The organism is Micromonospora sp. R311, assembly GCF_056780015.1.
This window is the reverse complement of record NZ_JBSWCE010000001.1, coordinates 15904-40062: the sequence shown is the minus strand read 5'-3', so window position 1 is coordinate 40062 and position 24159 is coordinate 15904. Positions and strand designations below refer to the sequence as shown.

Below are 24159 nucleotides of genomic sequence, written 5' to 3'. Positions count from 1 at the left end.
GACCCGCGGCGCGACCCCGCCCCCGACCCGACGCACCGCCCCGGCCCGCCCGGCCGGGCGCCGGCCGCCGTCGAGGTGGCGCGCGCTGACCCACCGGTGCCAACCGCCCGGCTCCGTCCGGCCCGAGGGGTGCCCGGCTTCCCCCGTTCCGCCGGGCCGGTGCCCGGTCACCGCCTACCGTCGGGGCAGGACGGCTGAGGGTGGGACGGGGGATGGCTGACGAGCACCGGGGCAGACCTCGACGCGATCGGGCGCGCCCGCACCCGGCGTCCCGAGGGCCCGGGCCGGACCTGCGTGCCGCCCGGGACCCGACCCGTCCCGGTGACCGCGCCGGCCGCCGGGTCACCATTCCGGAGCGGGTGGAGAACCCGGCCCGGCGCCGGGAGCCGCAGGGCCGGCTCCGCCGGTGGCTGTTCCAGCACCAGGTGCAGCCGCTGGGCCCGGAGACCACCGAGGGACAGGCCCGGTCGCACGCCTGGTGGCAGGTGATGTGCCTGACCGGGGTGGACTACTTCTCCACCCTGTCGTACCTGCCTGCCATCGCGGCGGTGGCGGCCGGCGCGCTGTCGCCCCTGGCGACCCTGCTGATCGTGGCGCTCACCCTGTTCGGGATGCTGCCGATGTACCGCCGGGTGGCCCGGGAGAGCCCCCACGGGCAGGGGTCGGTGGCGATGCTGGAGCGGCTGCTGCCGTTCTGGCGGGGCAAGATCTTCGTCCTGGTCCTGCTCGGCTTCGTGGCCACCTCGTGGATCATCACGATCACCCTCTCCTCGGCCGACGCCACCGTGCACCTGCTGGAGAACCCGTACCTGCCGGAGGGGTTCGGCGGCCCGCTCGTCGCGGTGGGGGTGACCGTGCTCCTGCTGCTGGTCCTCGGCGGGGTGTTCCTGCTCGGGTTCCGGGAAGCGGTGGTGGTGGCCATCCCGCTGGTCGCGGTCTTCCTCGGCCTCAACGCGGTGATCGTGGCGACCGGGGTGGCCGAGATCGCGGCGGACCCGGGCACGCTGTCGGACTGGACCGCCGCGCTGACCACCACCGGCGGGCCCGGCGACGTGGCGCTGACCGCCGTGCTGGCCTTCCCGCTGCTGGCGCTCGGCCTGTCCGGTTTCGAGACCGGGGTCAGCATGATGCCGCTGGTGGCGGGACCGGGCCCGGACCGGGAGGCCCGGCTGGCCGCCCGGATCCGCAACACCCGCAGGCTGCTCACCGCCGCCGCGCTGATCATGTCGGTGTACCTGGTCTCCACCACGTTCGTCACCACGGTGCTCATCCCCGCCGAGGCCTTCGCGCCGGGCGGGGCGGCCAACGGCCGGGCCCTGGCGTTCCTCGCCCACGAGCACGTCGGTGAGGGCTTCGGCACGGTCTACGACATCAGCAGCGTGCTGATCCTCTGGTTCGCCGGCGCCTCGGCGATGGCCGGCCTGATCAACATCGTGCCCCGCTACCTGCCGTCGTACGGCATGGCGCCCGAGTGGGCCCGCGCGGTGCGGCCGGTGGTCATCGTCTACACCCTGGTCAGCGTCGCCATCACCGTCGTCTTCCGGGCCGACGTGAACGCCCAGGCCGGGGCGTACGCCACCGGGGTCCTCGCCATGATGGTCTCCGCCGCGGTGGCGGTGGCCATCTCCGCGGCCCGCCAGCGCCGGCGGGGCGTCGCCACCGGCTTCACCGTGGTCGTCCTGGTCATGCTGTACGCGCTGGTGGAGAACGTGATCGAGCAGCCGGACGGGATCACCATCTCGGCCCTGTTCATCCTCGGCATCATCGTCGTCTCGCTGGTCTCCCGGGTGAGTCGCACCACGGAGCTGCGGGCCGAGCGGATCGAGTTCGACGAGCCGGCCCGGCGCTACGTCCGGGAGTCGCTGGCGCACGACGGGCGGCTGCACCTGATCGCCAACAGGCGCGACAGCGGCGCGGTCAAGGAGTACACCGTCAAGGAGCGGGCGCAGCGCGGGATGAACCCGGTGCCCGGGGCGGCCGACGTGCTCTTCCTGGAGATCGACGTGGTCGACCCGTCGGAGTTCAGTCGGGTGCTGCGGGTGCACGGCGTGGAGGTGGGCGGGTACCGGGTGCTGCGGGCCAGCAGCCCGGCCGCCCCGAACGCCATCGCGGCGATCCTGCTCGCGCTCCGCGACGCCACCGGGGTGCGGCCGCACGCGCACTTCGAGTGGTCGGAGGGGAGCCCGCTCGGGCACCTGCTGCGGTACCTGATCCTCGGTCGGGGCGACACCCCGCCGGTGGTCCGGGAGATCCTGCGGCGCATCGAGCCCGATCCCACCCGCCGCCCGGGCATCCACGTCGGCGGTTGACGCCGGCGCCCAGGCCCGGGCGGTGGCCGCCCTGTTCGATGCCCACTGGGACAGATGAAGGTGAAAGGCATCCCTATTCACGTTCGCCGGACTTGTCCGTTTAACCGCCGTATCGTGACTTTCGGTGGCTGCAGCGACGTCAGCCACTCCGCGCCCGTTTCGGGGCGGGCCGTGTCAGCCACGCACGAGAGGCAGGGAAGCGTGATGTCCAGCTACCAGGGGAGCCGGCGCCCAGCACGACCGAGGCGACGATCGCGGTGGTTCTTAGCCGGCGGGTTCGTGGCGGGCAGCCTGGTGGTCGGGGCGACCGGGTTGACCGGGGTGGCGGCCACGGCCGCCGACCGCGGGCTCGCCGTCGCCGACCAGGGCCGGTCGGCCACGGTCCTGGGCGGCACCGAGACCGACGCGGAGCAGCGGCACGAGGCGGAGCCGCAGGACCCGGACGGGCGCCAGGACGACGGTCGTACCGGCTGGGAGCGCGCGGGCGGCGGCGACCCGCAAGAGTGGCAGCCAGCCGGCGGCAACCGGTGGCACCGGGACGCGATCGAGGTGCCCTGCGACTCCGCCAAGCTCATCGCGGCGCTGGTGCGGGCCAACGCCGAGGGTGGCGGCACCGTCCGGCTCGCGCCGAGGTGCACGTACCCGCTGACCCACGCCTTCCAGCAGCCCGACGAGTACGACGGCGGGATCCGCGACGCCCGGGAGGCCGCCGACACGGCCGAGAACCCCGGTGACGCCGAGGCGCCGCCGCGCAACCCGGCCGACGACAAGGCCGGCCTGCCGGTGATCTACCACCCGGTCACCGTCGAGGGCGCCGGCGCCACCATCGTCCGCAAGTCGGACGCCGAGGCGTTCCGGTTCTTCACCGTCCGCGACGGCGGGGAGTTGACGTTGCGCGACGTCGTCCTGCGCAACGGCCGCTCGGCGGCCGAGGGCGGCAGCGTCCACGTCGTGCACGGCGCCTCGGCGGTCATCGAGCGCACCACGATCGCGCACAGCGTCTCGCTCTCCGCGGAGGGCGGCGGTGGCGCCATCTTCAACGACGGCAACATGACGGTGGACGAGAGCACGTTCGTGGAGAACAGCGCGGCCGGCAAGGCGGGCAAGGGCGGTGGGTTCCTCAACGGCGGGGTCCTCACCCTGCGCCGCTCCGAGTTCCGCGACAACAGCGCCGTCGCGTACGGCGGCGGGCTGGCCAACTACCGCGGCGCGGCCGAGGTGCAGGGCACCACCTTCGCGCACAACAGCGCGACGCACGGCGGTGGCCTGGCCAGCTTCTCGGCCCGGACCCGGGTCTCGGACACCAAGGTTCTCGGCAACACCGCCCAGGTGGGCGGCGGCCTGGCCAACTCGGACGCGGTGCTCTTCCTGCGCCGCCTGACCGTGCGGGACAACACCGCCACCGGCAACGGCGGTGGCATCTCCACCTTCCAGGGGCTGGTCCCGCTGGACGACAGCGTCGTCGCCGGGAACACCGCGCGCGGCAACGGCGGCGGCATCCACGCCGAGAAGTCGAACCTGCTGGTACGGCAGACCGAGCTGGGCTACAACGCCGCGGTCGGCGCCCGGTCGACCGGCGGGGGGATCTTCGCCACCCTGGGCCAGCTCTCGCTGTACCGCAGCGAGGTGATCCGCAACCGGGCGACCGGCAAGCCGGGCGGGGTCTTCGCCGACAAGGCCCGGGTCAAGGTCGACGACGAGACCGACATCATCGAGAACCGCCCCACCAACTGCGCGGGCTCCCGGGTGCCGGTCACCCACTGCTTCCGCTGACGCCGCCGTCGACCTTCCGCTGACGCCGAGCGTCGACCCGACACCACCTCCGGCCCGCCGGGGACGATCGCCGATCGCCCCGGCGGGCCGCCGCGTGGGCGCGCCTGTCCGCGGGGCGCGTCCGGGGTGCGTGGCTTAGCCGAGGGCGCGCAGCCGGCCGGCCAGGTCGGCGGCGAAGAAGTCGAGGAATCCGTCCGGGTCCGGGCCGGCGTTCTGCAGCACGATGTGGTCGAAGCCGGCCTCCACGTAGGGCCGCACCGCCCGGACGTGCACCGCCGGGTCGGGGCCGACGGAGAACAGCTCGCGGACGTGCCGCTCCTCCACGTACGAGCTGGCCGCGTCGAAGTTGACCGGGTTGGGCAGCTCGCTCATCACCTTCCAGCCGGTGACCATCCACCGGCTGGTCCGCAGCACCGCCTGCACCGCCCGGCCCTCGTCGGTGGCCCAGGCCAGCGGCACCTCGGCGTAGCGGGGACCCTGCCCGCCGGCGGACCGGTAGTGCTCGACGACGGACCCCTTCGGCTCGGTGGCGAACAGCCCGTCGCCCAGCTCCGCGGCCATCGCGGCCGAGTCCGGGCCGCTGGCCGCCACCGCGATCACCGGCGGGGTGGGCGGCAGGTCGAAGACCCGGGCGTCCTCCAGCTGCAGGTGCCTGCCCTCGTACGACTGGTAGCCGCCCTGCCAGAGCAGCCGGATGATCTCCAGCGCCTCGCGGAGCCGCTCGTGGCGCCCGCGTACGCTCGGGAAACCCTGCCCGACCACGTGCTCGTTGAGCCGTTCCCCGGCGCCCACCCCGAGGGTGAACCGCCCGTCGGAGATCAGGGCCAGGGTGGCGGCGGCCTGGGCGATGATCGCCGGGTGGTAGCGGACCGTCGGGCAGGTGACGCCGGTGGCCAGCTTCAGGGTGGTGGTCCGGGCGGCGATCGCGCCGAGCACGCTCCAGGCGAACGACGAGTGGCCCTGGGCCTCCAGCCACGGGTGGTAGTGGTCGCTCATCTCCACGAAGTCGAAGCCGACCTGCTCGGCGCGGACCGCCTGCCGGATCATCTCCTGCGGCCCGTATCCCTCGGCGGCGAGCTTGTAGCCGATCTGCATACCCCGGTGCTCCGTCCCGTGCGGCGGTGGAGCAAGGCCCGTTCCCCGCGCGACCGGCGGCAAACGTCACCCCGGCGCGGCCGGCGACGCACCCGCCCCGGCGCGGGTCGCGGGCCGCTCAGGGGGCCGCACCAGCAAGTGGCAGCGCCCGCTGGGGTGCTCCCGTGCCGGGTCCGGCCGGCGGCGCCCCGCCGGGCCGGGTACAGCACGCGAACGGCCCGCGCCGGAGGGCGCGGGCCGGGGACGGGGCGGGCGGAGCGTCCTACCGGGACGGCTCGGGCAACTCGCAGTCGACCTTCGGGTTGGCGCCGATGTAGTTGAGCGGCCCGGCAACGATGGTCACCAGGATGGTGCCCGCCTCGGCGCAGTTGGTCTCGTCGTCGTTGCCGTAGTAGCCGCGCTGACCGGCGGCGATCGCGCCGATGATCAGCCAGATCACGACCAGGACTCCAAGTATCGACGTGCCGCGCATGGTTGCCTCCAGGGGTGGTGGTTTTCGAGGTGCAGGCGTTGTACCCAATCGCGTCGAGCGGCTAACGGCACCACCGATCGGCGGGCCCGGCCGGCCGTCCGGCGACCCCGGCCCCCCGTTGGTACGGCCTGGGGTGGACCGCCCGCACCGGGTCGCGCCGGTCGCCTATCGGATCGAGGACCGACCACGGCGCCGGGCGGGCCGGCGGACGTACAACTGCGTCACGGCCCGCGGAGGAGGAGTCATGGGCGCCTGGACACCGAACCTGTTCATCGACCGTCCCGAGGACGTCGCCGTCGCGGCCCGTGCGCTGGCCGGCGGCGCGGTGGTCGCGGCCGCCTTCGCCAACTTCTACGTCATCGTCACCCGGCCGGACGCCGCCACCGTGCGCCGGGTCAACCTGGCCAAGGGCCGCCCGGCCGGCCAGGTCGGCAGCATCACCACCCCGGCCGGACGGATCACCGGGATGTTCGACTGGTCGCTGGTGCCGCACCGGCTGCCGGAGCGGCGGGTGCGCCGCTTGATGGACGCGCTCTACGGCGCCGGCCCGTTCGGCTTCCGCGGGCCGGCCGCCGCCCGGCTGCCCGACCACCTGACCCAGCCCGACCAGGGGGTGCGTACCACCCAGGTGATCGCACCGGGGCTGGCCTGCCCGTCCAACGCCTTCTTCGAGCGGGCGGTCGCGGAGACCGGGCTCGACCACCTCTACATCACCTCGGCGAACCGGTCCCGGCACCTGACCGGCGCGGACGAGGAGCCCGCGCACTGGCGGGCCGAGGGCATCGCCGCGGACTTCGCCCACCTCGACGACCTGGTCGTCCTCGCGCACCGGGACGAGGCGGGGGCCCGGGCCGCGTACCCGGGGCACCTGCCCACCTCGGTGACCCTGCTGTCGTTCCACGCCCCCGGCGGTGACCCGGAGGAGCCACCGGTGCTCACCGTGGACCGGCACGGGTCGCTGCACGTCGACGAGGTTCGCCGGGCGGCCGCGCCGCTCGGGCTCCAGGTGCGGCTCGGCGCCACCGCCGGGCAGCGGTTGCGCGTCCGCGCGTACCCCGGGGCACTGGTGTGACCCGTCGGATCGGCCTCGTGGTGCCCAGTTCGAACACCACCATGGAGACCGAGATCCCGGCGATGCTGCGCCGCCGCGAGGCCGTCGACCCGGCGGTCAGCTTCACCACCCACGCCAGCCGGGTCCGGCTGCACCGGGTCACGCCGGAGGAACTGGCCCGGATGAACGCCGCCAGCGACCGGTGCGCCGAGGAGTTGGCCGACGCCCGCTGCGACGTGCTCGCGTACGCCTGCCTGGTGGCGGTGATGAACGACGGTGCCGGCGCGCACGAGCGGACCGGCGCGCGGTTGGGCCGCGCGGCGGCCCGGGCGGGGTACCGCATGCCGGTGGTGACCAGCGCCGGCGCGCTGGTGGCCGGGCTGCGGGCGTTGGGCGCGCGGCGGGCGGCGCTGATCGCGCCCTACCTGCCCCCGCTCACCGCCAAGGTGGCCGACTACCTCGGCGGGTACGGCGTGACGGTGACCGAGGCGGTGAGCCTGGCCGAGCCGGACAACCTGGCGGTCGGCCGGATCCCGGCCGAGCGCCTGGTCGCCCTGGCCGACCGGCTGGACGTGGGCGCGGTCGACGCGGTGGTGCTCTCGGCGTGCGTGCAGATGCCCTCGCTGGCCGCGGTGCCGCGGGTCGAGGCGCGGATCGGCCGGCCGGTGCTGACCGCGGCCACCGCCACGGTGCACCAGTTGCTGACCGCGCTGAACCTGCCGCCGTACGTGCCGGACGCCGGGCGGCTGCTGGCCGGGGTGGCCTGAACGGCGGCCCGGACAGGGTCAGTGGGGCGGGACGGGCGCCTCCGGCGGCTTGCCCCGGCTGCGCCGGGTGTCGGCCATCGCGACCCCCGCCAGCACCAGCATCGCCGCGAGGGCGGCGAACACCGGCGGCAGGAACAGCGCCGCCGGCGCGGCGGTGAGCAGGACCAGCAGTCCCCCCGGGCGGGACAGCGAGACCCGGCTGAACACCTCGTACTCGAACGCCGCACGCCCGAGCAGGAACAGCGCCGGGCCGCCGAGGATGACCGCGGCCCAGGCCGGTGGCGTGCGCCCGTCCGGGTGGTGCAGCACCAGGTCGAACCCGGCGGCGGTGGTGACCACCCCGGCGACCATCAGCAGGTGCGTGTACGGGGCGGTGTTGAGGAACTTGCTCGGCGCCCGGGCGGTGGAGATGGCCAGCGGGAGCAACTCCCCGGACTTGTGCACGTAGATCCGCCAGAGCAGCAGGGTGGTGGCGAACGCGACCGCGAACGCGCCGATGTTCTCCGCCTCGGAACGGGCCAGGTTGAACATCGTGCCGATGGTCAGGATCGCGTCGCCGAGCGCGATGATGAAGAACTGCTGGTACCGCTCGGAGAGGTGCTCGGCGGTGACGTTGCGCTGGGAGTCGGGTACCGCGCCCAGTCCGGGAACCGGGTAGGCCAGCCGGAAGCCGCCGTAGTCGATGGCCAGGGCGAGCGCCCAGAGCGCCATCCGGCCGTCCCCGGAGACGAAGGCGCCGGCGATCCAGGGCACCGCCGAGACGGCGAACCAGATGAGGATGCGGGCGGCCCGGCGCTGGGTCTGCCGGTGCCGCCGGACCCTCGGCATGAGGAACAGCCCGCGGCCGAGGTGGATCGCCACGTAGGTGCCGGCGAAGACCAGCCCCCGGGCGCCGAACGCCTCCGGGATGGCGGTGGTCATCAGCAACGCGCCGAACATCACCGCGGTGACCAGCAGCTTGATCTCGGCGCGTTCCGGGTCGTAGAGATCGGTGACCAGGGTGGTGATCGCCCACGTCCACCACATCGCGGCCAGCATGATCAGCGCCTGCCCGGCCCGGTGCCAGTCCAGCTCCTCGACGAGGCCGCGGGAGATGAGGGCGAGCGCGACCACGTAGACGAGGTCGAAGAAGAGTTCCAGCAGGGTCACCCGCCGGGGTGCCTCCGGGTCGCGTACCGGGGGGTCGTCCCGGCGCGGGGCAGGCTCCGGCGTCGGGTCCTGCACGGGCAGCTCCTGGCGGGGATCGGCTCGGCGGGCCGTCCGGCCCTGCCCCGACGGTAACGACGTCCGGTCCGCCACGCTCCGGTACCCGGCTTTTTCCGGGCCGGCCGGCGCGACCCGGTGGGGTCGGCGCCGGCCGCGGCCCGGCGGTCGACGAACCGACCGCCGGGCCGCGACCGGTCAGGCGTCGGACCCGCCCGCGGGCAGCGCGGCGGCCGCCTCCGGCGCGCCGGCGAGCACCGTGGCCTGCTGCGGCCAGGTGGCCAGGCTGGGCGCGGCGCGCAGCCCGGCGGCCCGGATGATGTCCCGCAGCGCCGCCTCGTCCAGCTCGCCCAGCTGCCGGTACGTCCGGACGCCGGCGGCCTGCAACGCCGCCGCCATCTTCGGCCCGACCCCCTGGATGCGGCGGAAGTCGTCGGCCGGCTCGGCGGCGGCGTCCGCGGCCGGCGCGGGCACCGGCCGCACCGGCGGCGTGGCGACGGCCGGCCGCGCCGGCGGCTCGGCCGCGACGGGCTCGGCAACCTCGGGCGCCCGGGTCGGGGCGGCCTCGGGCTCCTCGGTCGGCGCCGGGCGCTGCGCGACCACGGCCGGCTCGTCGACGCTCGACTCGTCGGCGTCGGCCACGCTCGTCGGCACGTCCTCCTCGGGCCCGCCCTCGCCGTCGCCGGCGGCCAGCTCGCTGACCAGGGCCGCGTCGGGCTCGGCCGGCTCGCCGGCGGCGGCCCGCTCCGGCTCGGCGGCCGGGTCGACCGTGGACGGCGCGGCCGGGGCGTCGGTGAGGGCCATGTCCGCCGGGTCCACGGTGTCGGCCGGGCCGGGCCGGGCCGGTACGGTGTCGACCGGCCCGGGCTGCTCGGCGACCACGGCCACGGCCGGGTCGACGGTGGCCTCGGGCCGTACCGTGTCGGTGGTGGCGGCGGGGGCCGGGTCGGCCACCACGGCCGTCATGCCGGTGGCACCGTCCACCCTGGTCGCGCCGGCGGCCGCTGCGTCGCGCCGGCCGCGCAGCACCCAGCCGGCGGCCAGGCCCACCAGCAGAGCCACGATCAGTATCAGCCAGTGCCCGAAAGACCACGCCACGGCAAACCTCCCTCTCGTTCACGTCGGAAACTCGCGAGAAAAACTCGCCGCAGCTTCGCACACGCGCGATCCGGCCGACAGGGAGGCTCGGCAACCGGCCGCGCCGGTGGGACGGGCCGCACCGGCGGTGCCCGGCAGGCGACGGACGGTGGCGGCCGGCACGCCCCGGGCCCGGGGTCCCGGCAGGCGGCGACCCCGGTGCCGCCGGGCACCGGGGTCGTGACGGGACAGTCGGTCAGTCCTCCTCGCCCCGGTAGGTGTAGAAGTCGTCGACGAACTTCCGCCGCAGCCGCGGCACCCGACTGGTGACGGTGAAGTAGCCCCGGGCCCCGAGCAGCGCGAGCCGGCCGAACACCGGGTGGTACATCCGGTCGTCGCCGTTGGTGCCGCTGCGGTTGAGCGAGTCGGCGACCCGGGCGAACCCGTACGGCACCATCACCGTCTCGTAGTCGGCCACCGCCTGCACCAGCGTCTTGTCACCGGCGGCGGCCAGCCGGAGCTGCCGGCAGAGCAGGGCGGCGTCGCGCAGGGCGGTGTTCGCGCCCACCCCGCGACCGGGGGTCATCGTGTGGATGGCGTCGCCGAGCAGCGTGACGGTGCTGCTCTTCCACGGCGGCACCGGCTCGGAGGTGGCCACCCGGATCGGCAGGGCGCTGCCCGGGTCGCCGCAGGCCAGCAGCTCGCGCAGGTTCGGGTGCCAGCCGCGGGTGAGTTGCAGGGCGAGCCGGATCAGCTCCTCGCCGCGCCGGCGCATCACGTCGGCGGGGAACCGGCGGGCGGTGCTCCAGATGACCAGGTTGATGTTGTCGCGGGTGTTGTCGTGCGCCAGCCCCGGCCAGCGCTCCAGCACCGCGGCGTCGGCCGCGCTGACGCCCGGCTTCACGGCGCCGTCGCGGTCCCACTTGAACTCCATCACGTGCAGCACGCCCATCATCCCGCCGCTGCCGAAGATCAGCGAGATGCCCTGCCGGATCCGCTCGGGGAGCAGGCCGCGGGTGTGCGGGGTGAGCGGGATCCGGGTGGCGATGTTGATGGTGCCGGCGTCCCGGGTGACCGCGTGCGGCAGGTACTGGCGGCGGACCGCGGAGTGCGTGCCGTCCGCGGCGACCAGCAGGTCGCCGGTGGCGGTGCTGCCGTCGGCGAAGTGCGCGGTGACGGTGCCGTCGTCGCGCTGCTCGTAGCGGGTGAAGGTCTTGTCGAAGTGCACCACGTCCTCCATGCCGGTGAGCAGGACCTGGCGCAGCGTCATCCGGGCCACCGAGCGTTCGGTGTCGACCGGGTCGGTGTCCGGGCGCAGTTCGAACGACGCGGTCTCGCGCAGGCGCTGGCTGATCACGTTGAAGTACCGCGGCGACCGGGCGCAGGTGGCGAGGTAGGTGTCGAACAGCTCCGGCGGCAGGCACTCGCGCAGCGCCCGGCTGCCGGTCGGGCCGATGCCGACCCGGTAGCCGAGCAGCCCCTCACCGCGGGTGCGGTACCGCTCGTAGACCGCGACGCTGATCCCGGCCCGGCGCAGCCCGTGCGCCAGGCAGAGGCCGCCGGTGCCGGCGCCGATCACCAGGACGTGCGGTGCGCTGGCTGCCATCGCGTCCGCCAGCTCAGCCGGCCGGTCGCGGCGCGGGCGCCGGCGCCGCCGCGGCGTCCCACCGGTAGAAGCAGCCGGCGATCGCGTCCCGCGGTGAGCGCCAGGTCGGCAGGTACGGCGAGGTGTGCGCCGAGAGCCGCTCGTTGACCTGGCGGTAGAGCGGGTGGTTGCGCGCCTCGGCCAGCGCGTCCGGCTCGACCTCCGCCGTCTCCATCAGGTGTACGCAGAGGTCGTGCAGGCAGTACAGGGACCGGTGCCGGACCCCGGTCAGGATGGGCAGTTCGGTCGCGTCGGACTCGGCGAAGATCTGCGCCACCCGTCCCTCCGCACCCGGGATGATCCTGCTGACGATCAGTAGACGGCTCATGGGACCCCTCTCCCCGGTGGCGCTCCCGACCGGGAAGCGGCCACGGACACCTGTGCCGCCCACCCTGCCCGGCGCCCTGTCACCCGGCCGTCACGCCCGCCGGGGCGGCGATGACGGCCGGGCTCAGCGGATCGCGCCCCGGCCGGCCGGATCCCGGCGGGGGCGTGGCCGGGCGTCGCCGCTGGCCCGCCGGATCGGCGCGAGGGTGTCGTCGAGCAGGGCGCTCATCGCCGCCGACGGTTCCAGGTGCAGCTCCCGGCGCAGCAGGTCCCGGTAGACGTAGAAGGCGTGCACCGCCTCGAAGGCGTTGCCCTCGGCGAGGTGGATGCGGACCACCAGCCGGTGCGGGGTCTCCCGCAGCGGCTCGGCGGCCATCGCCTCCAGGGCGGCCTCCAGCGCCTCGCCGTGCCGGCCGGCCGCCAGGTGCTGGCCGGCGACCTGTTCCAGCATGTGCAGCCGCAGCTGGCGCAGCCGCTCCCGCTCCAGCAGCACCCAGTCGTCGTACCAGCCGGGGAGCAGGTCGTGCCGGCCGGCGCAGAGCGCCCCCGCGGCGGTGCCCGGGTCGCCGCCGTCGCGCACCCGGGCGGCCGTGCCGACCAGGTCGTCCACGTCGACCCGGACCACCGGGTCGAGCCGCACCGTGTCGCCGCTGGTGTCCAGCGGGCAGCAGGGGTCCTGCCGGAGCCGCCACAGGGCGGTGCGCAACGAGGAGAGCGCCCGCTCCTCGGGCGCGTCCGGCCAGAGCAGCCCGGCCAGGTTGCTGCGGGTGGCGCCGGGGCGCAGCCCGATCAGCGCGATGACCCGCTGCAGGCCGCGCGGCACGACCACCGGCGCGCCGGCGTGCAGCAGGCGGAAGCCGCCGAGCAGGTGCAGTGAGATGCCGGCCCCGGGGCGGTCCCCGGCGGTTGACACGGACGGATCTGCGGCCACGCGGCACCCCCTGCGGAACGCTCGTCCCGACTGTCTGCTGTGTCCCCGGCGCGGCCGCCCGTGACGCCACTGTCGAGCTCGCTCCGCCGCGGCACCGGCGGCGCGCGCGGCGCCCGCCGGGGTGACCGCGACGAAGATTATCAATGATGGTTACGCTCGGTCAACATGTTGGTCGGTATGTCGACCTCCTGGCGGCGACCGTGAGAACGGCTCTGAACTGCTAAGACGCGCCGACATGATCGTGCAACGGTCAGCGGACAAACAGCCGATACACAGCTTGCGTCAACGCACCGTCACCGAGTCGCGTCGCCGGGCGGCGGTGCCCGGTGACGGCGGGGTGACGGTCTCCCGCGCATCGTGTCGGCAGTCGTCCGGCGTGTCCGGCGCCGGTGTCACCGGACGCCGGGCGCCGTGGGGGGAGGCCATCCATGGACCGTTCGCTCATCGTCGCGAAGGTGGTCCCGACCGCGGAGGCGCAGGTCGCCGAGATCTTCGCCGAGTCCGACGCGACCGAGCTGCCCCGCCTGGTCGGGGTCCGGCACCGGTCGCTGTACCGGCTGCACGACCTCTACGTGCACCTGCTGGAGACCGAGCTGCCGGGCGACGGGGCGGTGGAGACGGCCCGGGGGCACCCCGAGTTCGAGCGGGTCAGCGCGCGGCTGCGGCCGTACATCTCGCCGTACCTGCCGGACTGGCGGTCGCCGCGGGACGCGATGGCCCGCTGCTTCTACCGCTTCGACGCCGCGCCCGCCGGACGGCCGTCGTGACCGCCACCGCCCCCCGGGAGGGGCAGCTCTGGTCCCGCTGCGCCGGCTGCGCCACCCTGCTGTACCGCAAGCGGCTGCACCGCAACCTCGACGTCTGCCCCGAGTGCGGCACGCACGCCCGGCTCGGCGCGCCCGAACGGCTGCGCCAGCTGGTCGACCCGGGCTCGTTCGCCGCGCTGCCGGACGCCCCGGCCGAGGTGGACCCGATCGGCTTCGTCGACGTGCTGCCGTACCCGCACCGGCTCACCGCCGCCCGGGCCGGCACCGGACTGGCCGAGGCGGTCGTCTGCGGCACCGCGACCATCGGCCGGCACCCCTGCGCGCTCGCCGTGATGGACTTCCGCTTCCTCGGCGGCAGCCTCGGCTGCGCGGTCGGCGAGCTGATCACCCGCGCCGCCGAGCGGGCGCTGGCCGACCGGGTCCCGCTGGTCCTGGTCACCGCCTCCGGCGGAGCGCGGATGCAGGAGGGCGCGCTGTCGCTGATGCAGATGGCGACGGTCAGTCAGGCCGTCGCCGCACTCCGGGAGACCGGCCTGCTCACGGTCAGCGTGCTCACCGACCCGACGTACGGGGGAGTGGCGGCGTCGTTCGCCACCAACACCGACGTGGTGATCGCCGAGAGCGGCGCCCGGATGGGCTTCGCCGGCCCCCGGGTGATCCGCCAGGTCACCGGTCGGGCTCTGCCCGACGGCTTCCAGACCGCCGACTTCCTGCTCCGGCACGGGCAGGTGGACATGGTGGTGCCCCGGCGCGCCCTGCGGGGCCGGCTGGTCGCGCTGCTCGCCGCGGCCCGGGCCGGCCGCCGGCCCGACGCGCGGACGGAGGTGTCCCGGCCGGCGCCGCCACCCGCCACGCCCGTCGCCGGTGCGACGCCGGCCGGCACCGGCGCGCAGCCCGTGTCGACCGCGGACGGTGAGCCGGCCGCCGACGCCTGGGCGACCGTACGCGCCGCCCGGCACCCCGGCCGGCCCACCACGCTGGACTACCTCGAGTCGGCGTTCGACGAATTCGTGGAGCTGCACGGCGACCGGCTCGGCGGGGACTGCCCGGCGGTGGTCGGCGGCCTGGCCCGGCTGGACGGCCGGCCGGTCATGGTGATCGGCCACCAGAAGGGGCACACCACCGCGGAACTGGTCGCCCGCAACTTCGGCATGGCCAGCCCGGCCGGGCACCGCAAGGCGCTGCGGCTGATGCGGCTCGCCGCCCGGCTCGGCCTGCCCGTGGTGACCCTGGTGGACACCCCCGGCGCGGATCCCGGCGTCGACGCCGAGCAGCAGGGTCAGGCGGCCGCGATCGCGGAGAACATCCTGGCGCTGACCATGCTGCCCACCCCGGTCGTCGCGGTGATCACCGGGGAGGGTGGCAGCGGCGGCGCGCTGGCCCTGGCCGTCGCCGACCGGGTGCTGATGCTCCGGCACGCGGTCTACTCGGTGATCAGCCCTGAGGGCTGCGCCGCGATCCTCTGGCCCGACCGGGGGGCGGCCCCGCAGGCGGCCCGCGCGCTGCGCCTCACCGCGCCGGACCTGCGCCGGCTCGGTGTGGTCGACGAGGTGGTGCCAGAGCCGGCGGCCGGGGCGCAGGACGACCCGGAGGCGGCCGGCCGGCTGCTGCGGACGGCGCTGCTGGCCAACCTGACGCCCCTGCTGGAGGTGCCGCCGGTGACCCTGGTGCGGCGGCGGCGGCAGCGGTTCCGGCGCTTCGGCGCGGCCGGCGTCCGGGCGGGTGGCCGATGACCGCCGCGCGGCCCCGCACCGAACCGGCCCCGGACGGCGCGGTCCCGCCCCTGCCCCGGATCGACCCGCCCGCCGCGGACGGCCCGGCCGAGCGCCGGTCGGTGGCCCCCGGCCCCGGCGCGCCGCCCGCGTCCGGCGGTCCGCCACCGGCCGCCGCCGCCGGGACCGAGCCGCCGCCGGCTCCCACGGCCCCGGGCGGCGCCGACGCGGGTGGCGTGGCCGCGGCGGGCGGGGTGGACGCGGTGCTGGCCGGGCTGCGCCGGCAGGCCCGGCAGCTCGTCGCCGAGCTGGCCGGACCGGTGCGCCGGGTGCGGCTGCGCAGCGGGCAGACCGTGCTGGAGGTGGAGTGGCACGCCGCCCCCGCCCCCGCCGCCGCGCCGCCGCAGCCGCCCCGGACGGCGCCCGCCCCGGCCGCCGGTACGGACCCGCCGGCGGACGGCGCGGACGCGCCGGCCCGCAGCACGGTGTGCTCACCCATCGTCGGCACCTTCTACCGCGCCCCGGAGCCCGGCGCCGCGCCCTTCGTCGCCGTCGGCGACCTGGTCCGGCCGGGCCAGGTGGTCGGCATCGTCGAGGCGATGAAGCTGATGAACGAGGTGACCGCCGACCGGGCCGGGCGGGTGGTCGAGGTGCTGGCCGACGACGGCCAGCCGGTGGAGTACGACCAGCCGCTGGTCGCCCTGGAACCGGCCTGAGGTGGTGGCGATGTTCGAGAAGGTGCTGATCGCCAACCGGGGCGAGATCGCCCTGCGGGTGCTGCGCGCCTGCCGCGAGCTGGGGGTGCGCACCGCGATCGTCTACTCCACCGCGGACGCCGACTCGACGCCGGTCCGGCTCGCCGACGAGGCCGTCCGGATCGGACCCCCGCAGAGCCGGCGCAGCTACCTCAACGCCGCCGCGATCGTCGAGGCGGCCCGGCAGGTCGGCGCGCAGGCGGTGCACCCCGGCTACGGGTTTCTCTCCGAGGACGCCGACTTCGCCGAGATCTGCGCCCAGAACGGGCTGACCTTCATCGGCCCGCCGCCGCGGGTGATGGCCGACCTGGCCGACAAGTCCTCCGCCCGGGCGCTCATGCGGCGGGCCGGGCTGCCGCTGCCGCCGGGCAGCGTACAACCCGTGCCGACGGCCGCCGCGGCGGCGGCGGTGGCCGCCGAGATCGGCTACCCGGTGATCGTCAAGGCGGCCGCCGGTGGCGGCGGGCGGGGCATGACGGTGGTCCGGACCCCGGCGGAGCTGCCCCGGGCGTACGCGCGCACCCGGGCCGCCGCGCAGGCCGTCTTCGGTGACGACCGGGTGTACGTCGAGCGGTACCTCACCGACGCCCGGCACGTCGAGGTGCAGGTGCTCTGCGACCAGCACGGCAACGGCGTGCACCTGGGCACCCGGGACTGCTCGGTGCAGCGGCGGCACCAGAAGCTGGTCGAGGAGGCCCCGGCGCCGGCGCTCTCCGCGGCCACCCTGGAGGCCATCGCGGCGGCCGCCCTGCGCGGCGTCCTCGACGTCGGTTTCACCGGTGCCGGCACGGTCGAGTTCCTGGTCGACGCCGAGGAGCGGTTCCACTTCCTGGAAATCAACTGCCGGATCCAGGTGGAGCACCCGGTCACCGAGATGATCACCGGGATCGACCTGGTGCACGAGCAACTGCACATCGCCGCCGGGGTGCCGCTGCGGCTGCGGCAGGAGGACGTCCGCGCGCACGGGGTGGCGGTCGAGTGCCGGGTCAACGTGGAGGACCCGGACCGCGACTTCGCCCCCACCCCCGGCCGGTTGGAGCGGTTCGTCCCGCCCGGCGGCCCCTTCACCCGCGTCGACACCCACGGCCACCCCGGCTACCTGGTCGGCCCGTACTACGACTCGCTGCTGGCCAAGGTGGCGGTCTGGGCGCCGGACCGGGAGCTGGCCCTGAACCGGCTGGAACGCGCCCTCGACGAGTTCGACGTCGCCGGGCCCGGGGTGCGCACCACCATCCCGTTCGTCCGGCGGGTGCTCGACGACCCCGGCTTCCGCAAGGGGCGCTACTCGACCGGCCTGGTCGACCGGCTGCTGGCCGGCCGGGACCCGGGCCGGCCGCCGGGTCCCCCCGCCCGGCCCTCCGCGGGGCCGCCGGCCGCCCGCCCGCCCGCCGCCCGGCCACCCGCCACCCGCCCGCCCGGCGTACCCGCCGATCCACCGGCCGCCCGGGATCCCGCCCGTCCCGCCGAACCCGCCGGCCCGCCCGACCGACCACACAGGAGGACCAGATGACCGTCACCCATGGCCGTCCGCTGACCGCGGAGATCACCGACATCCTGGTGGCGCACTGTGGGCTGGACCCCGACGCGGCCGCCCGCGCGCCGGCCGCGTCCCTGGAGGAGCTCGGCATGGACTCGCTGGCCCTGCTGGAACTCTCCGCCGTGGTCGCCGACCGCTGGCAGGTGCGGATCCCGGAACAGGCCACCCAGCTGAGCATCCCCGCGGTGGCGGAGCTGGTCGCCCGGCGCGTCGACCCGCCCGGACACACCGAGAACAGCGTGCTCGTCGCGGCGCCGTTGCCGCTGGTCTGGGACGTCACCAACGACGTCGCGCGCTGGACCGAGCTGTTCACCGAGTACGCGCGGGTGGAGATCCTGGACCGCGACGGCGACACCGTCCGGTTCCGGCTGACCATGCACCCGGACGAGAACGGCGTGACCTGGAGCTGGGTCAGCGAGCGCACCGCCGACCCGGCGACCCGGCAGGTACGCGCGCAGCGGGTGGAGACCGGGCCGTTCGAGTACATGCGGATCCACTGGCGCTACACCGAGGAGGCCGGGGGCACCCGGATGACCTGGGTGCAGGACTTCGCCATGAAGCCGACCGCCCCGGTGGACAACGCCGGCATGACCGACCGGATCAACGCCAACAGCGCGGTGCAGCTGGCCGTCATCAAGGAGCGGATCGAACGGCTGGCCCGCGACGGAGCGCCGGCCGGGGCCGCCGAGGCGACGGGAGCCGGTGATGAGTGAGCAGACCCTGCGGCTGGTCGCCGCCCGGGACGTGGCGGCGGACCGTCGCCGCGGCGGTGAGCTGCGGGTCCTGCTCGGCCCCCGGACGGTCGGCAGCACCTCCGGCTTCATGGGCGTCGCGGCGCTGCGGCCGGGGGAGCGGATCGCCGAGCACTACCACCCCTACAGCGAGGAGTTCCTCTACGTGGCCCGCGGCGCGATCACCGTGGACCTCGACGACCAGCCGGTGCCGCTCGCGGCCGGCGAGGCGCTCTTCGTCCCGGTCAACGTCCGGCACCGGCTGCGCAACACCGGCGACGAGCCGGCCGAGGTGGTCTTCCACCTCGGACCGCTGGCGCCCCGGCCCGAACTCGGTCACGTCGACACCGAACTGGTCGAGCAGCGGGGCGGGTCGTGAGCGCGAGGAGTGAGCCGGAGTTGCGAGCCCCGCAGTCGCGAACCGAGGTGGCGTCGTGACCGGCCGCCGCACGGTGGTGACCGGCATCGGGGTGGTCGCACCGGGCGGCGTGACCCGGGACCGGTTCTGGAAGGCGATCACCGAGGGGCGCACCGCGACCCGCCGGATCAGCTTCTTCGACCCGTCGCCGTTCCGGTCGCGGATCGCCGCCGAGTGCGACTTCGACCCGGTCGCCGCCGGGCTCACCGAGACCGAGCGACGCCGCGCCGACCGGTACGTGCAGTTCGCGCTGGCCTGCGCCGCCGAGGCCGTCGCCGACGCCGGCCTGGAGCTCACCGAGGCCGAGCGGGACCACGCCGGGGTGGTGCTCGGCACCGCCGTCGGCGGCACCATGGCGCTGGAGCAGGAGTACGTCACGGTCAGCGACACCGGCCGCCGCTGGCTGGTCGACCACGCCCGCGGCGGCCCGTACCTCTACCAGGCGCTGGTGCCCAGCAGCCTGGCCGCGGACGTGGCCTGCCGGCACGGCCTGCACGGCCCGGCCCAGGTGGTCTCCACCGGCTGCACCTCCGGCATCGACGCCATCGGGTACGCCCACCAGCTGATCGTCGACGGCGAGGCGGACGTGGTGCTGGCCGGGGCGGCCGACTCGCCGATCTCCCCGGTCACCGTGGCCTCCTTCGACGCGATCAAGGCGACCAGCCCGGAGAACGACGACCCGGCGCACGCGTCCCGGCCGTTCGACGCCGACCGGCAGGGCTTCGTGCTCGCCGAGGGCGCGGCGGTGCTGGTGCTGGAGGAGGCCGGGCACGCCCGGCGGCGTGGCGCGCACGTCTACTGCGAGGTCGCCGGCTACGCCAGCCGCAGCAACGGCTTCCACATGACCGGGCTGCGGCCCGACGGGGTGGAGATGGCGCTGGCCATCACCGCCGCGCTGCGGCAGGCCCGGCTCGCCCCGGCCGACGTGTCGTACGTCAGCGCGCACGGCTCCGGCACCCGGCAGAACGACCGGCACGAGACGGCGGCGTTCAAGCGGGCGCTCGGCGAGGCCGCGTACCGGGTGCCGGTCAGCTCGATCAAGTCGATGGTGGGGCACTCGCTCGGCGCGATCGGCTCGATCGAGATGGCGGCCTGCGCGCTGGCCATCGAGTTCGGCGTGGTGCCGCCGACGGCCAACTGGGCCACCCGGGACCCGGAGTGCGACCTGGACTACGTGCCGAACGAGGCACGCGAGCTGCCGGTGGACGTGGCGCTCTCGGTCGGCAGCGGCTTCGGCGGCTTCCAGTCCGCCATGCTGTTCCGCCGGCTGCCCCGGACGGTGCCGGCGTGACCGCCCGCGCCGTGGTCACCGGGATCGGCGTGGTGGCGCCCAGCGGCGTCGGCGCGGACGCGCACTGGCGGACCGTGCTGGCCGGCACCCGCCGGACCGGGCCGCTCACCCTCTTCGACCCGGCCGGCTATCCCACCCGGCACGGCGGCGAGGTGCCCGGCTTCGACGCCGCCGCGTACGCCGACAACCGGCGGCTGGTGCAGACCGACCGGTGGACGCACCTGGCGTTCGCCGCGACCCGGCTGGCGCTGGCCGACGCCGGCCTGCCCGAGCGGGCCCCCGACCCGTACGGCTGGGCGGTCACCCTGGCCAGCTCCTCCGGCGGCAACCTGTTCGGGCAGCGGGAGCTGCAACGGCTCTGGGGTTCGCCGGCACGGACCGTCGGGGCGTACCAGTCGATCGCCTGGTTCTACGCGGCCAGCGTCGGCCAGCTCTCCATCCACCACCAGTTCAAGGGGCCGTGCGGGGTGCTGGCCGCCGAGTCCGCCGGTGGCCTGGACAGCCTGGCGCACGCGGTGCGCACCATCCGCCGGGGCACCCCGGTGGTGATCGCCGGGGCGACCGAGTGCCCGCTGAGCCCGTACGCCCTGGCCTGCCAGCTGCGCTCCGGGCTGCTCAGCGACGTCGCCGACCCGGAGCGGGCCTACCGGCCGTTCGACGCCGCCGCCAGCGGCTACCTCCCCGCCGAGGGCGGCGCGGTCTTCGTGGTGGAGGAACTGGGGCGTGCGCTCGCCCGCGGCGCCCGGGTCTACGGCGAGGTGGCCGGGTGGGGCGCCACCCACGACGGCGTCCACACCGGACCGGACAGCGCCGGCGACCCCCGGCAGTACGCCCGCGCCATGCGACTGGCCCTGGGCCGGGCCGGTGTCGACCCGGCCGAGGTGGACGTGGTGCTGCCCGACGCCCTCGGCGTGCCCCGCTACGACCGCACCGAGGCCACCGCGCTGCGCGCCGTCTTCGGCACCCGCCCACCCCCGGTGACCACGCAGAAGCCGCTCACCGGCCGGGCCCACCAGGGCGGCTCGGCGGTGGACGTGGCGACCGCGCTGCTCGCCTTCCAACACGACACGCTGCCCGCCTCGGCCGGGCCGCAGGACGTGGCCGAGGGCTGCGAGCTGGACTTCCTGCGCGCGCACCGCCGACCGGAGAGCCGGATCGCCCTGGTCGGCGCGCGCGGCTTCGACGGCTTCAACAGTGCCCTGGTGCTGCGCGGCGCGGCACCGCTGAGAGGAGTGGGGCGATGACCGACCAGCAGCGGGCCCGGGTGGTCTTCCTGGTGCGGGTGCCGGCGGCCCGCACCGCGGCGTTCCTCGCCGCGTACGAGCAGATCCGGCATCTGGTCGCCGACGGGGTGCCGGGGCACCTGGTGGACCAGGTGTGCCGTTCGGCCACCGATCCGGAGCAGTGGCTGATCACCAGCGAGTGGGCGGCGCTGGCCGACTTCGAGGCGTGGGAACGCAGTCCGGAGCACCGCGACCTGGTTCGGCCGATGCGGGAGTGCTTCACCGACGCCCGGTCGCTGCGCTTCCTCGTGCAGGCGCAGACCCCGGCCACGGCCCCGGCCTGAGCCCCGCCGGTGGCCGAGGGGCGGTCGCCCGCCGGCCCGGATGGCAGGCTGCGAGGGATGAGCGACCGTGACCTGCCCGCGTTGACCCGGACCGAACAGGAACTCGTCGAGCGGTACCTGCGTGTCGTCGACCTGGTCGCCCGGCTCAACCCGGCCCGCGACAGCGGGCACTTCGACCCGCTCGGCTGCGTGATCGCCGCCCAGGCCCTGGCCGCCGAGGCACGGGCCGTCGCGGCGGTCGCCGAGCTGATGCGCGAGCGCGGCGAGACCGAACTGCACGCCGCCACCCTGGCCCGCGCGATGCGCGCGATGGACGGGGAGCGGCGCACCGCCCGCGTCGCGCTCCCGCCGGCACCCTGACCTCTCCGCCACACGACCGCAGGACCGCCACCGAGCGCCATCGGCCGTCCGGTCGGTGGTGCGCGCCGGACGCACGATGGGTCATCACTCGGTTGCGCTCGGTGGGCATACCTGCCCGATCCTGCCCCGCCGAACGGCTCGTCGGCAATCCGGCCAGCCGCTCGTTTTGATCTAGCCATTTGCATCTGGCGATGAATCCGAGCGCTGGCGTACGGTTCCCCCGCAGCACCCCGACAAGCACTTTTCCTGGGCGGATCCCGCCCTGTTCGATGCTGGGCGGTGACGGCGGTGGCGATGCACCAGTCGACAGGAGACCCCCTGCGGACGGACCCGGACTGGGTCGACGAGGTGCTGCTCGACGGCCGCCCCGGGGACGTCTGTCTCCGGCTGCCGGCGCCGGTCGACCGGGCCACCCTGCGCCGGCTGGTCACCGATGCCCAGACCCGGCTCGCCGCGGCCGGGCTGCGTCGCGGCGGGGCCGCCGCGCTGCGGCTGCCGCCCTCGCTGGCGTACGTGGTGCACCTGCTGGCCACCTGGCGTACCGGGGCGCAGGCGATCCTGCTCGACCACCGGCTCACCGACCACGAGGTGGACCGGGCGCTGCGCCGGCTCACCCCGCAGCTGGTGGTGGCGCCGGTGCGCACCGGCGGCGGGGCGCTGCGGATCTTCGTCGACGTCACCGCGGGCGTCACCGGCTACGCCGACCGACCCGCCGTGAGCGGGCACGCGGTGATCCAGCTCAGCTCCGGCTCCACCGGACCGTCCAAGGTGATCGGCCGCACCGCCGCCGACCTGGTCGCCGAGGTGCGCCGCTACACCCGCATCGACGGGGTGGCGCTGCCCGGCGAGCGGATCGTCCTGCTGCCCTCGATGGTGCACGTGCTCGGCCTGGTCGGCGGCCTGCTCTACGGCCTGCACGCCGGGGTGGAACTGGTCCCGCCGGAACGGCTCAGCGGCGACGCCGTGCTCGCCGCCATCGCCGGCGGCGACACCCCGGCCACCGTGCTCGGCGTGCCCTTCCACATCGGACTGCTCGCCTCCACCCGGCCCGCCGGCCCGCTGCCCCAGTTCAAGCGGATGACCACCGGCGGCGAACTGGTCCCGGCCGCGGTCGCCCGGGCGTTCACCGACCGCTTCGGCGTGCCGCTGGGCAACATGTACGGGATGACGGAGGTCGGGGTCATCGGCACCGACCTGCACGGCCGGCACCGGCCGGCGATCGCTCCGGCGCCCGGCATCGAGGTCCGCGCGGTGGACGGCGAACTCCGGGTCAGCTGCCCCGCCTCGCCGTACGTCGGGCTCAGCGACCCGACCCGGTGGGCCGACGGCTGGCTGCGCACCCGCGACGCGGGCGCCGTCGATCCGGACACCGGCCTGGTCACCGTCCTCGGGCGGCTGGACTCGCAGGTCTCGGTCGGCGGGATGAAGGTCGACCTCACCGAGGTGGAGACGACCGTCGGCGAACTGCCCGGGGTCGCCGCCGCCGTGGTGGTCTGGGACGACGGCATCACCGCGTACGTGCAACCGGACGGGCCGCTGTCGGAGGAGGTGCTGGACAAGCTGCTCGCCGAGCGGCTGGCCGGCTACAAACGCCCGCGTACCGTGCGCCTGCTCGATCAGCTGCCCCGCACCACCACCGGCAAGCTGGTCCGCTCCGCGGCCGTGCTGCTCTCGGCGGCGACGTCGTGACCGGTCCGCTGTACCAGCCCGACGCCCTCGTCCACCACGAGCACCTCGACGCCACCCTCGGCGCCGGACGGGCCGACCGCGCCGGCGACCGCGACCGCCAGGACCAGCGCTTCGCCGGCCGCCGGGTGCCCGACCCGCAGGTCGTCCCGACCGGGCACCGGCCGCAGCAGGTCACCGCCGCCGCCGGGTGGCGGCACCGGTCGGCGCAGGCCACCGCCGCGCAGCCCCACGCCGAGCGCCTTGCCCACCGCCTCCTTGGCGGTCCACAGCCGCAGGAAGTCGACCGCCCGGCGGTCCAGCGGCCGGGCGGCCAGCCAGGCCACCTCGGCGGGAGTGAACCAGCGCCGGGCCAGCGCGAGCGCGGGCAGCTCGCGGCGGCGCTCCACGTCGACCCCCACCGGCCCCGCCCGGCGGGCGGCGACCACCACCACGCCGTCGCCGCGGCTGACGCTGACCGGCAGCGCGACCTCGCGGCCACCCGGCCCCCGCACGCCGACCAGCGGGCGCCCGTCGGGGGCGTGCCGCAGCACCAGCTCCCCCTCCGCGCGGCCGAGCAGCGTGGCCCCCGCCCGCCGCAGCAGCCGCCCGGCCAGCCCCGGCCGACCGCCGGCGGTACGGCCGACCCACACGTGCACGGTGTCCCGACCGGGCGCCGGTAGCTGGCTCACGGAAAGAGGTTAAC

Annotated in this window: 23 protein-coding genes; 15 read left to right on the top strand and 8 right to left on the bottom strand. The window is 75.7% G+C overall.

The annotated features are described in order from the left end of the window. The first annotated feature begins 212 nt into the window (after positions 1-212). Together AC1WTP_RS00210 and AC1WTP_RS00205 are read left to right on the top strand one after the other, a co-directional pair. Positions 213-2309 carry an APC family permease gene (locus AC1WTP_RS00210; RefSeq protein WP_481647193.1) on the top strand — a complete coding sequence of 699 codons (2097 nt, stop codon included), beginning with the start codon at positions 213-215 and terminating at the stop codon, positions 2307-2309. A 204-nt stretch (positions 2310-2513) separates the two neighbouring features. After that, positions 2514-4082, top strand: coding sequence for a right-handed parallel beta-helix repeat-containing protein (locus AC1WTP_RS00205; RefSeq protein WP_481647192.1), 1569 nt, complete (start codon positions 2514-2516; stop codon positions 4080-4082). Between the two features lie 135 nt (positions 4083-4217). Here AC1WTP_RS00205 and AC1WTP_RS00200 read toward each other — a convergent pair whose 3' ends face one another. Both AC1WTP_RS00200 and AC1WTP_RS00195 read right to left on the bottom strand, forming a co-directional pair. Further along, entirely contained in the window at positions 4218-5177 is a 960-nt protein-coding gene (locus tag AC1WTP_RS00200; RefSeq protein ID WP_481647191.1) for a TIGR03557 family F420-dependent LLM class oxidoreductase, read from the bottom strand. A 262-nt stretch (positions 5178-5439) separates the two neighbouring features. Next, positions 5440-5649 carry a hypothetical protein gene (locus AC1WTP_RS00195; protein ID WP_481647190.1) on the bottom strand — a complete coding sequence of 70 codons (210 nt, stop codon included), beginning with the start codon at positions 5647-5649 and terminating at the stop codon, positions 5440-5442. Positions 5650-5893: 244 nt separating this feature from the next. On the opposite strand from AC1WTP_RS00195, the gene AC1WTP_RS00190 reads away from it, so the two are divergent. Beyond that, positions 5894-6721: a hypothetical protein gene (locus AC1WTP_RS00190; RefSeq protein WP_481647189.1), complete on the top strand. Its 828-nt coding sequence runs from the start codon at positions 5894-5896 to the stop codon at positions 6719-6721. Positions 6722-6738: 17 nt separating this feature from the next. After that, positions 6739-7467: a maleate cis-trans isomerase family protein gene (locus AC1WTP_RS00185; protein WP_481647188.1), complete on the top strand. Its 729-nt coding sequence runs from the start codon at positions 6739-6741 to the stop codon at positions 7465-7467. An 18-nt stretch (positions 7468-7485) separates the two neighbouring features. Here AC1WTP_RS00185 and AC1WTP_RS00180 read toward each other — a convergent pair whose 3' ends face one another. The 5 genes from AC1WTP_RS00180 to AC1WTP_RS00160 form a co-directional block, all read right to left on the bottom strand. Beyond that, positions 7486-8691 (bottom strand): low temperature requirement protein A, encoded by a 1206-nt coding sequence (locus AC1WTP_RS00180; protein WP_481647187.1) that lies wholly within the window; start codon positions 8689-8691, stop codon positions 7486-7488. A gap of 177 nt (positions 8692-8868) precedes the next feature. After that, positions 8869-9768, bottom strand: coding sequence for a helix-hairpin-helix domain-containing protein (locus AC1WTP_RS00175; RefSeq protein WP_481647186.1), 900 nt, complete (start codon positions 9766-9768; stop codon positions 8869-8871). 235 nt (positions 9769-10003) lie between these two features. Beyond that, positions 10004-11353, bottom strand: a complete 1350-nt coding sequence (locus tag AC1WTP_RS00170) for an FAD-dependent oxidoreductase (RefSeq protein ID WP_481647185.1) — start codon at positions 11351-11353, stop codon at positions 10004-10006. A gap of 13 nt (positions 11354-11366) precedes the next feature. Continuing rightward, positions 11367-11720: a TcmI family type II polyketide cyclase gene (locus AC1WTP_RS00165; protein ID WP_481647184.1), complete on the bottom strand. Its 354-nt coding sequence runs from the start codon at positions 11718-11720 to the stop codon at positions 11367-11369. A gap of 123 nt (positions 11721-11843) precedes the next feature. Beyond that, positions 11844-12650 carry an AfsR/SARP family transcriptional regulator gene (locus AC1WTP_RS00160; RefSeq protein ID WP_481647183.1) on the bottom strand — a complete coding sequence of 269 codons (807 nt, stop codon included), beginning with the start codon at positions 12648-12650 and terminating at the stop codon, positions 11844-11846. Between the two features lie 428 nt (positions 12651-13078). Here AC1WTP_RS00160 and AC1WTP_RS00155 point away from each other — a divergent pair, with 428 nt between their 5' ends. The 11 genes from AC1WTP_RS00155 to AC1WTP_RS00105 all read left to right on the top strand — a co-directional run bounded on the left by AC1WTP_RS00155 (position 13079) and on the right by AC1WTP_RS00105 (position 23477). Continuing rightward, positions 13079-13417: a TcmI family type II polyketide cyclase gene (locus AC1WTP_RS00155; protein WP_167189890.1), complete on the top strand. Its 339-nt coding sequence runs from the start codon at positions 13079-13081 to the stop codon at positions 13415-13417. After that, positions 13414-15150, top strand: a complete 1737-nt coding sequence (locus tag AC1WTP_RS00150; RefSeq protein WP_481647182.1) for an acetyl-CoA carboxylase carboxyltransferase subunit alpha — start codon at positions 13414-13416, stop codon at positions 15148-15150. The genes AC1WTP_RS00155 and AC1WTP_RS00150 overlap by 4 nt, the downstream gene beginning before the upstream one ends. 101 nt (positions 15151-15251) lie before the next feature. Then, complete coding sequence (gene accB, locus AC1WTP_RS00145) at positions 15252-15845, top strand: acetyl-CoA carboxylase biotin carboxyl carrier protein (protein WP_481647412.1); 594 nt, start codon at positions 15252-15254, stop codon at positions 15843-15845. 10 nt (positions 15846-15855) lie between these two features. Next, complete coding sequence (locus tag AC1WTP_RS00140) at positions 15856-17394, top strand: acetyl-CoA carboxylase biotin carboxylase subunit (RefSeq protein ID WP_481647181.1); 1539 nt, start codon at positions 15856-15858, stop codon at positions 17392-17394. Further along, positions 17391-18134: an SRPBCC family protein gene (locus AC1WTP_RS00135; protein ID WP_481647180.1), complete on the top strand. Its 744-nt coding sequence runs from the start codon at positions 17391-17393 to the stop codon at positions 18132-18134. The genes AC1WTP_RS00140 and AC1WTP_RS00135 overlap by 4 nt, the downstream gene beginning before the upstream one ends. Further along, complete coding sequence (locus AC1WTP_RS00130) at positions 18127-18531, top strand: cupin domain-containing protein (protein WP_481647179.1); 405 nt, start codon at positions 18127-18129, stop codon at positions 18529-18531. The genes AC1WTP_RS00135 and AC1WTP_RS00130 overlap by 8 nt, the downstream gene beginning before the upstream one ends. A gap of 55 nt (positions 18532-18586) precedes the next feature. After that, positions 18587-19861 carry a beta-ketoacyl-[acyl-carrier-protein] synthase family protein gene (locus AC1WTP_RS00125; protein ID WP_481647178.1) on the top strand — a complete coding sequence of 425 codons (1275 nt, stop codon included), beginning with the start codon at positions 18587-18589 and terminating at the stop codon, positions 19859-19861. Continuing rightward, positions 19858-21105 carry a beta-ketoacyl synthase N-terminal-like domain-containing protein gene (locus tag AC1WTP_RS00120; protein ID WP_481647177.1) on the top strand — a complete coding sequence of 416 codons (1248 nt, stop codon included), beginning with the start codon at positions 19858-19860 and terminating at the stop codon, positions 21103-21105. Before AC1WTP_RS00125 ends, AC1WTP_RS00120 begins: the two co-directional genes overlap by 4 nt. Beyond that, positions 21102-21428, top strand: a complete 327-nt coding sequence (locus AC1WTP_RS00115; protein ID WP_481647176.1) for an antibiotic biosynthesis monooxygenase family protein — start codon at positions 21102-21104, stop codon at positions 21426-21428. The genes AC1WTP_RS00120 and AC1WTP_RS00115 overlap by 4 nt, the downstream gene beginning before the upstream one ends. A 57-nt stretch (positions 21429-21485) precedes the next feature. Then, the gene (locus tag AC1WTP_RS00110) at positions 21486-21788 is read left to right on the top strand and encodes a hypothetical protein (RefSeq protein ID WP_481647175.1); all 303 of its coding nucleotides are present in this window, start codon (positions 21486-21488) and stop codon (positions 21786-21788) included. 294 nt (positions 21789-22082) lie between these two features. After that, the gene (locus AC1WTP_RS00105) at positions 22083-23477 is read left to right on the top strand and encodes a class I adenylate-forming enzyme family protein (protein WP_481647411.1); all 1395 of its coding nucleotides are present in this window, start codon (positions 22083-22085) and stop codon (positions 23475-23477) included. On the opposite strand, the gene AC1WTP_RS00100 is transcribed toward AC1WTP_RS00105, so the two are convergent. Further along, a complete protein-coding gene (locus AC1WTP_RS00100; protein ID WP_481647174.1) occupies positions 23405-24145 on the bottom strand; it encodes a 4'-phosphopantetheinyl transferase family protein in 741 nt (246 codons plus the stop codon). The genes AC1WTP_RS00105 and AC1WTP_RS00100 overlap by 73 nt on opposite strands. Positions 24146-24159 lie beyond the last annotated feature (14 nt).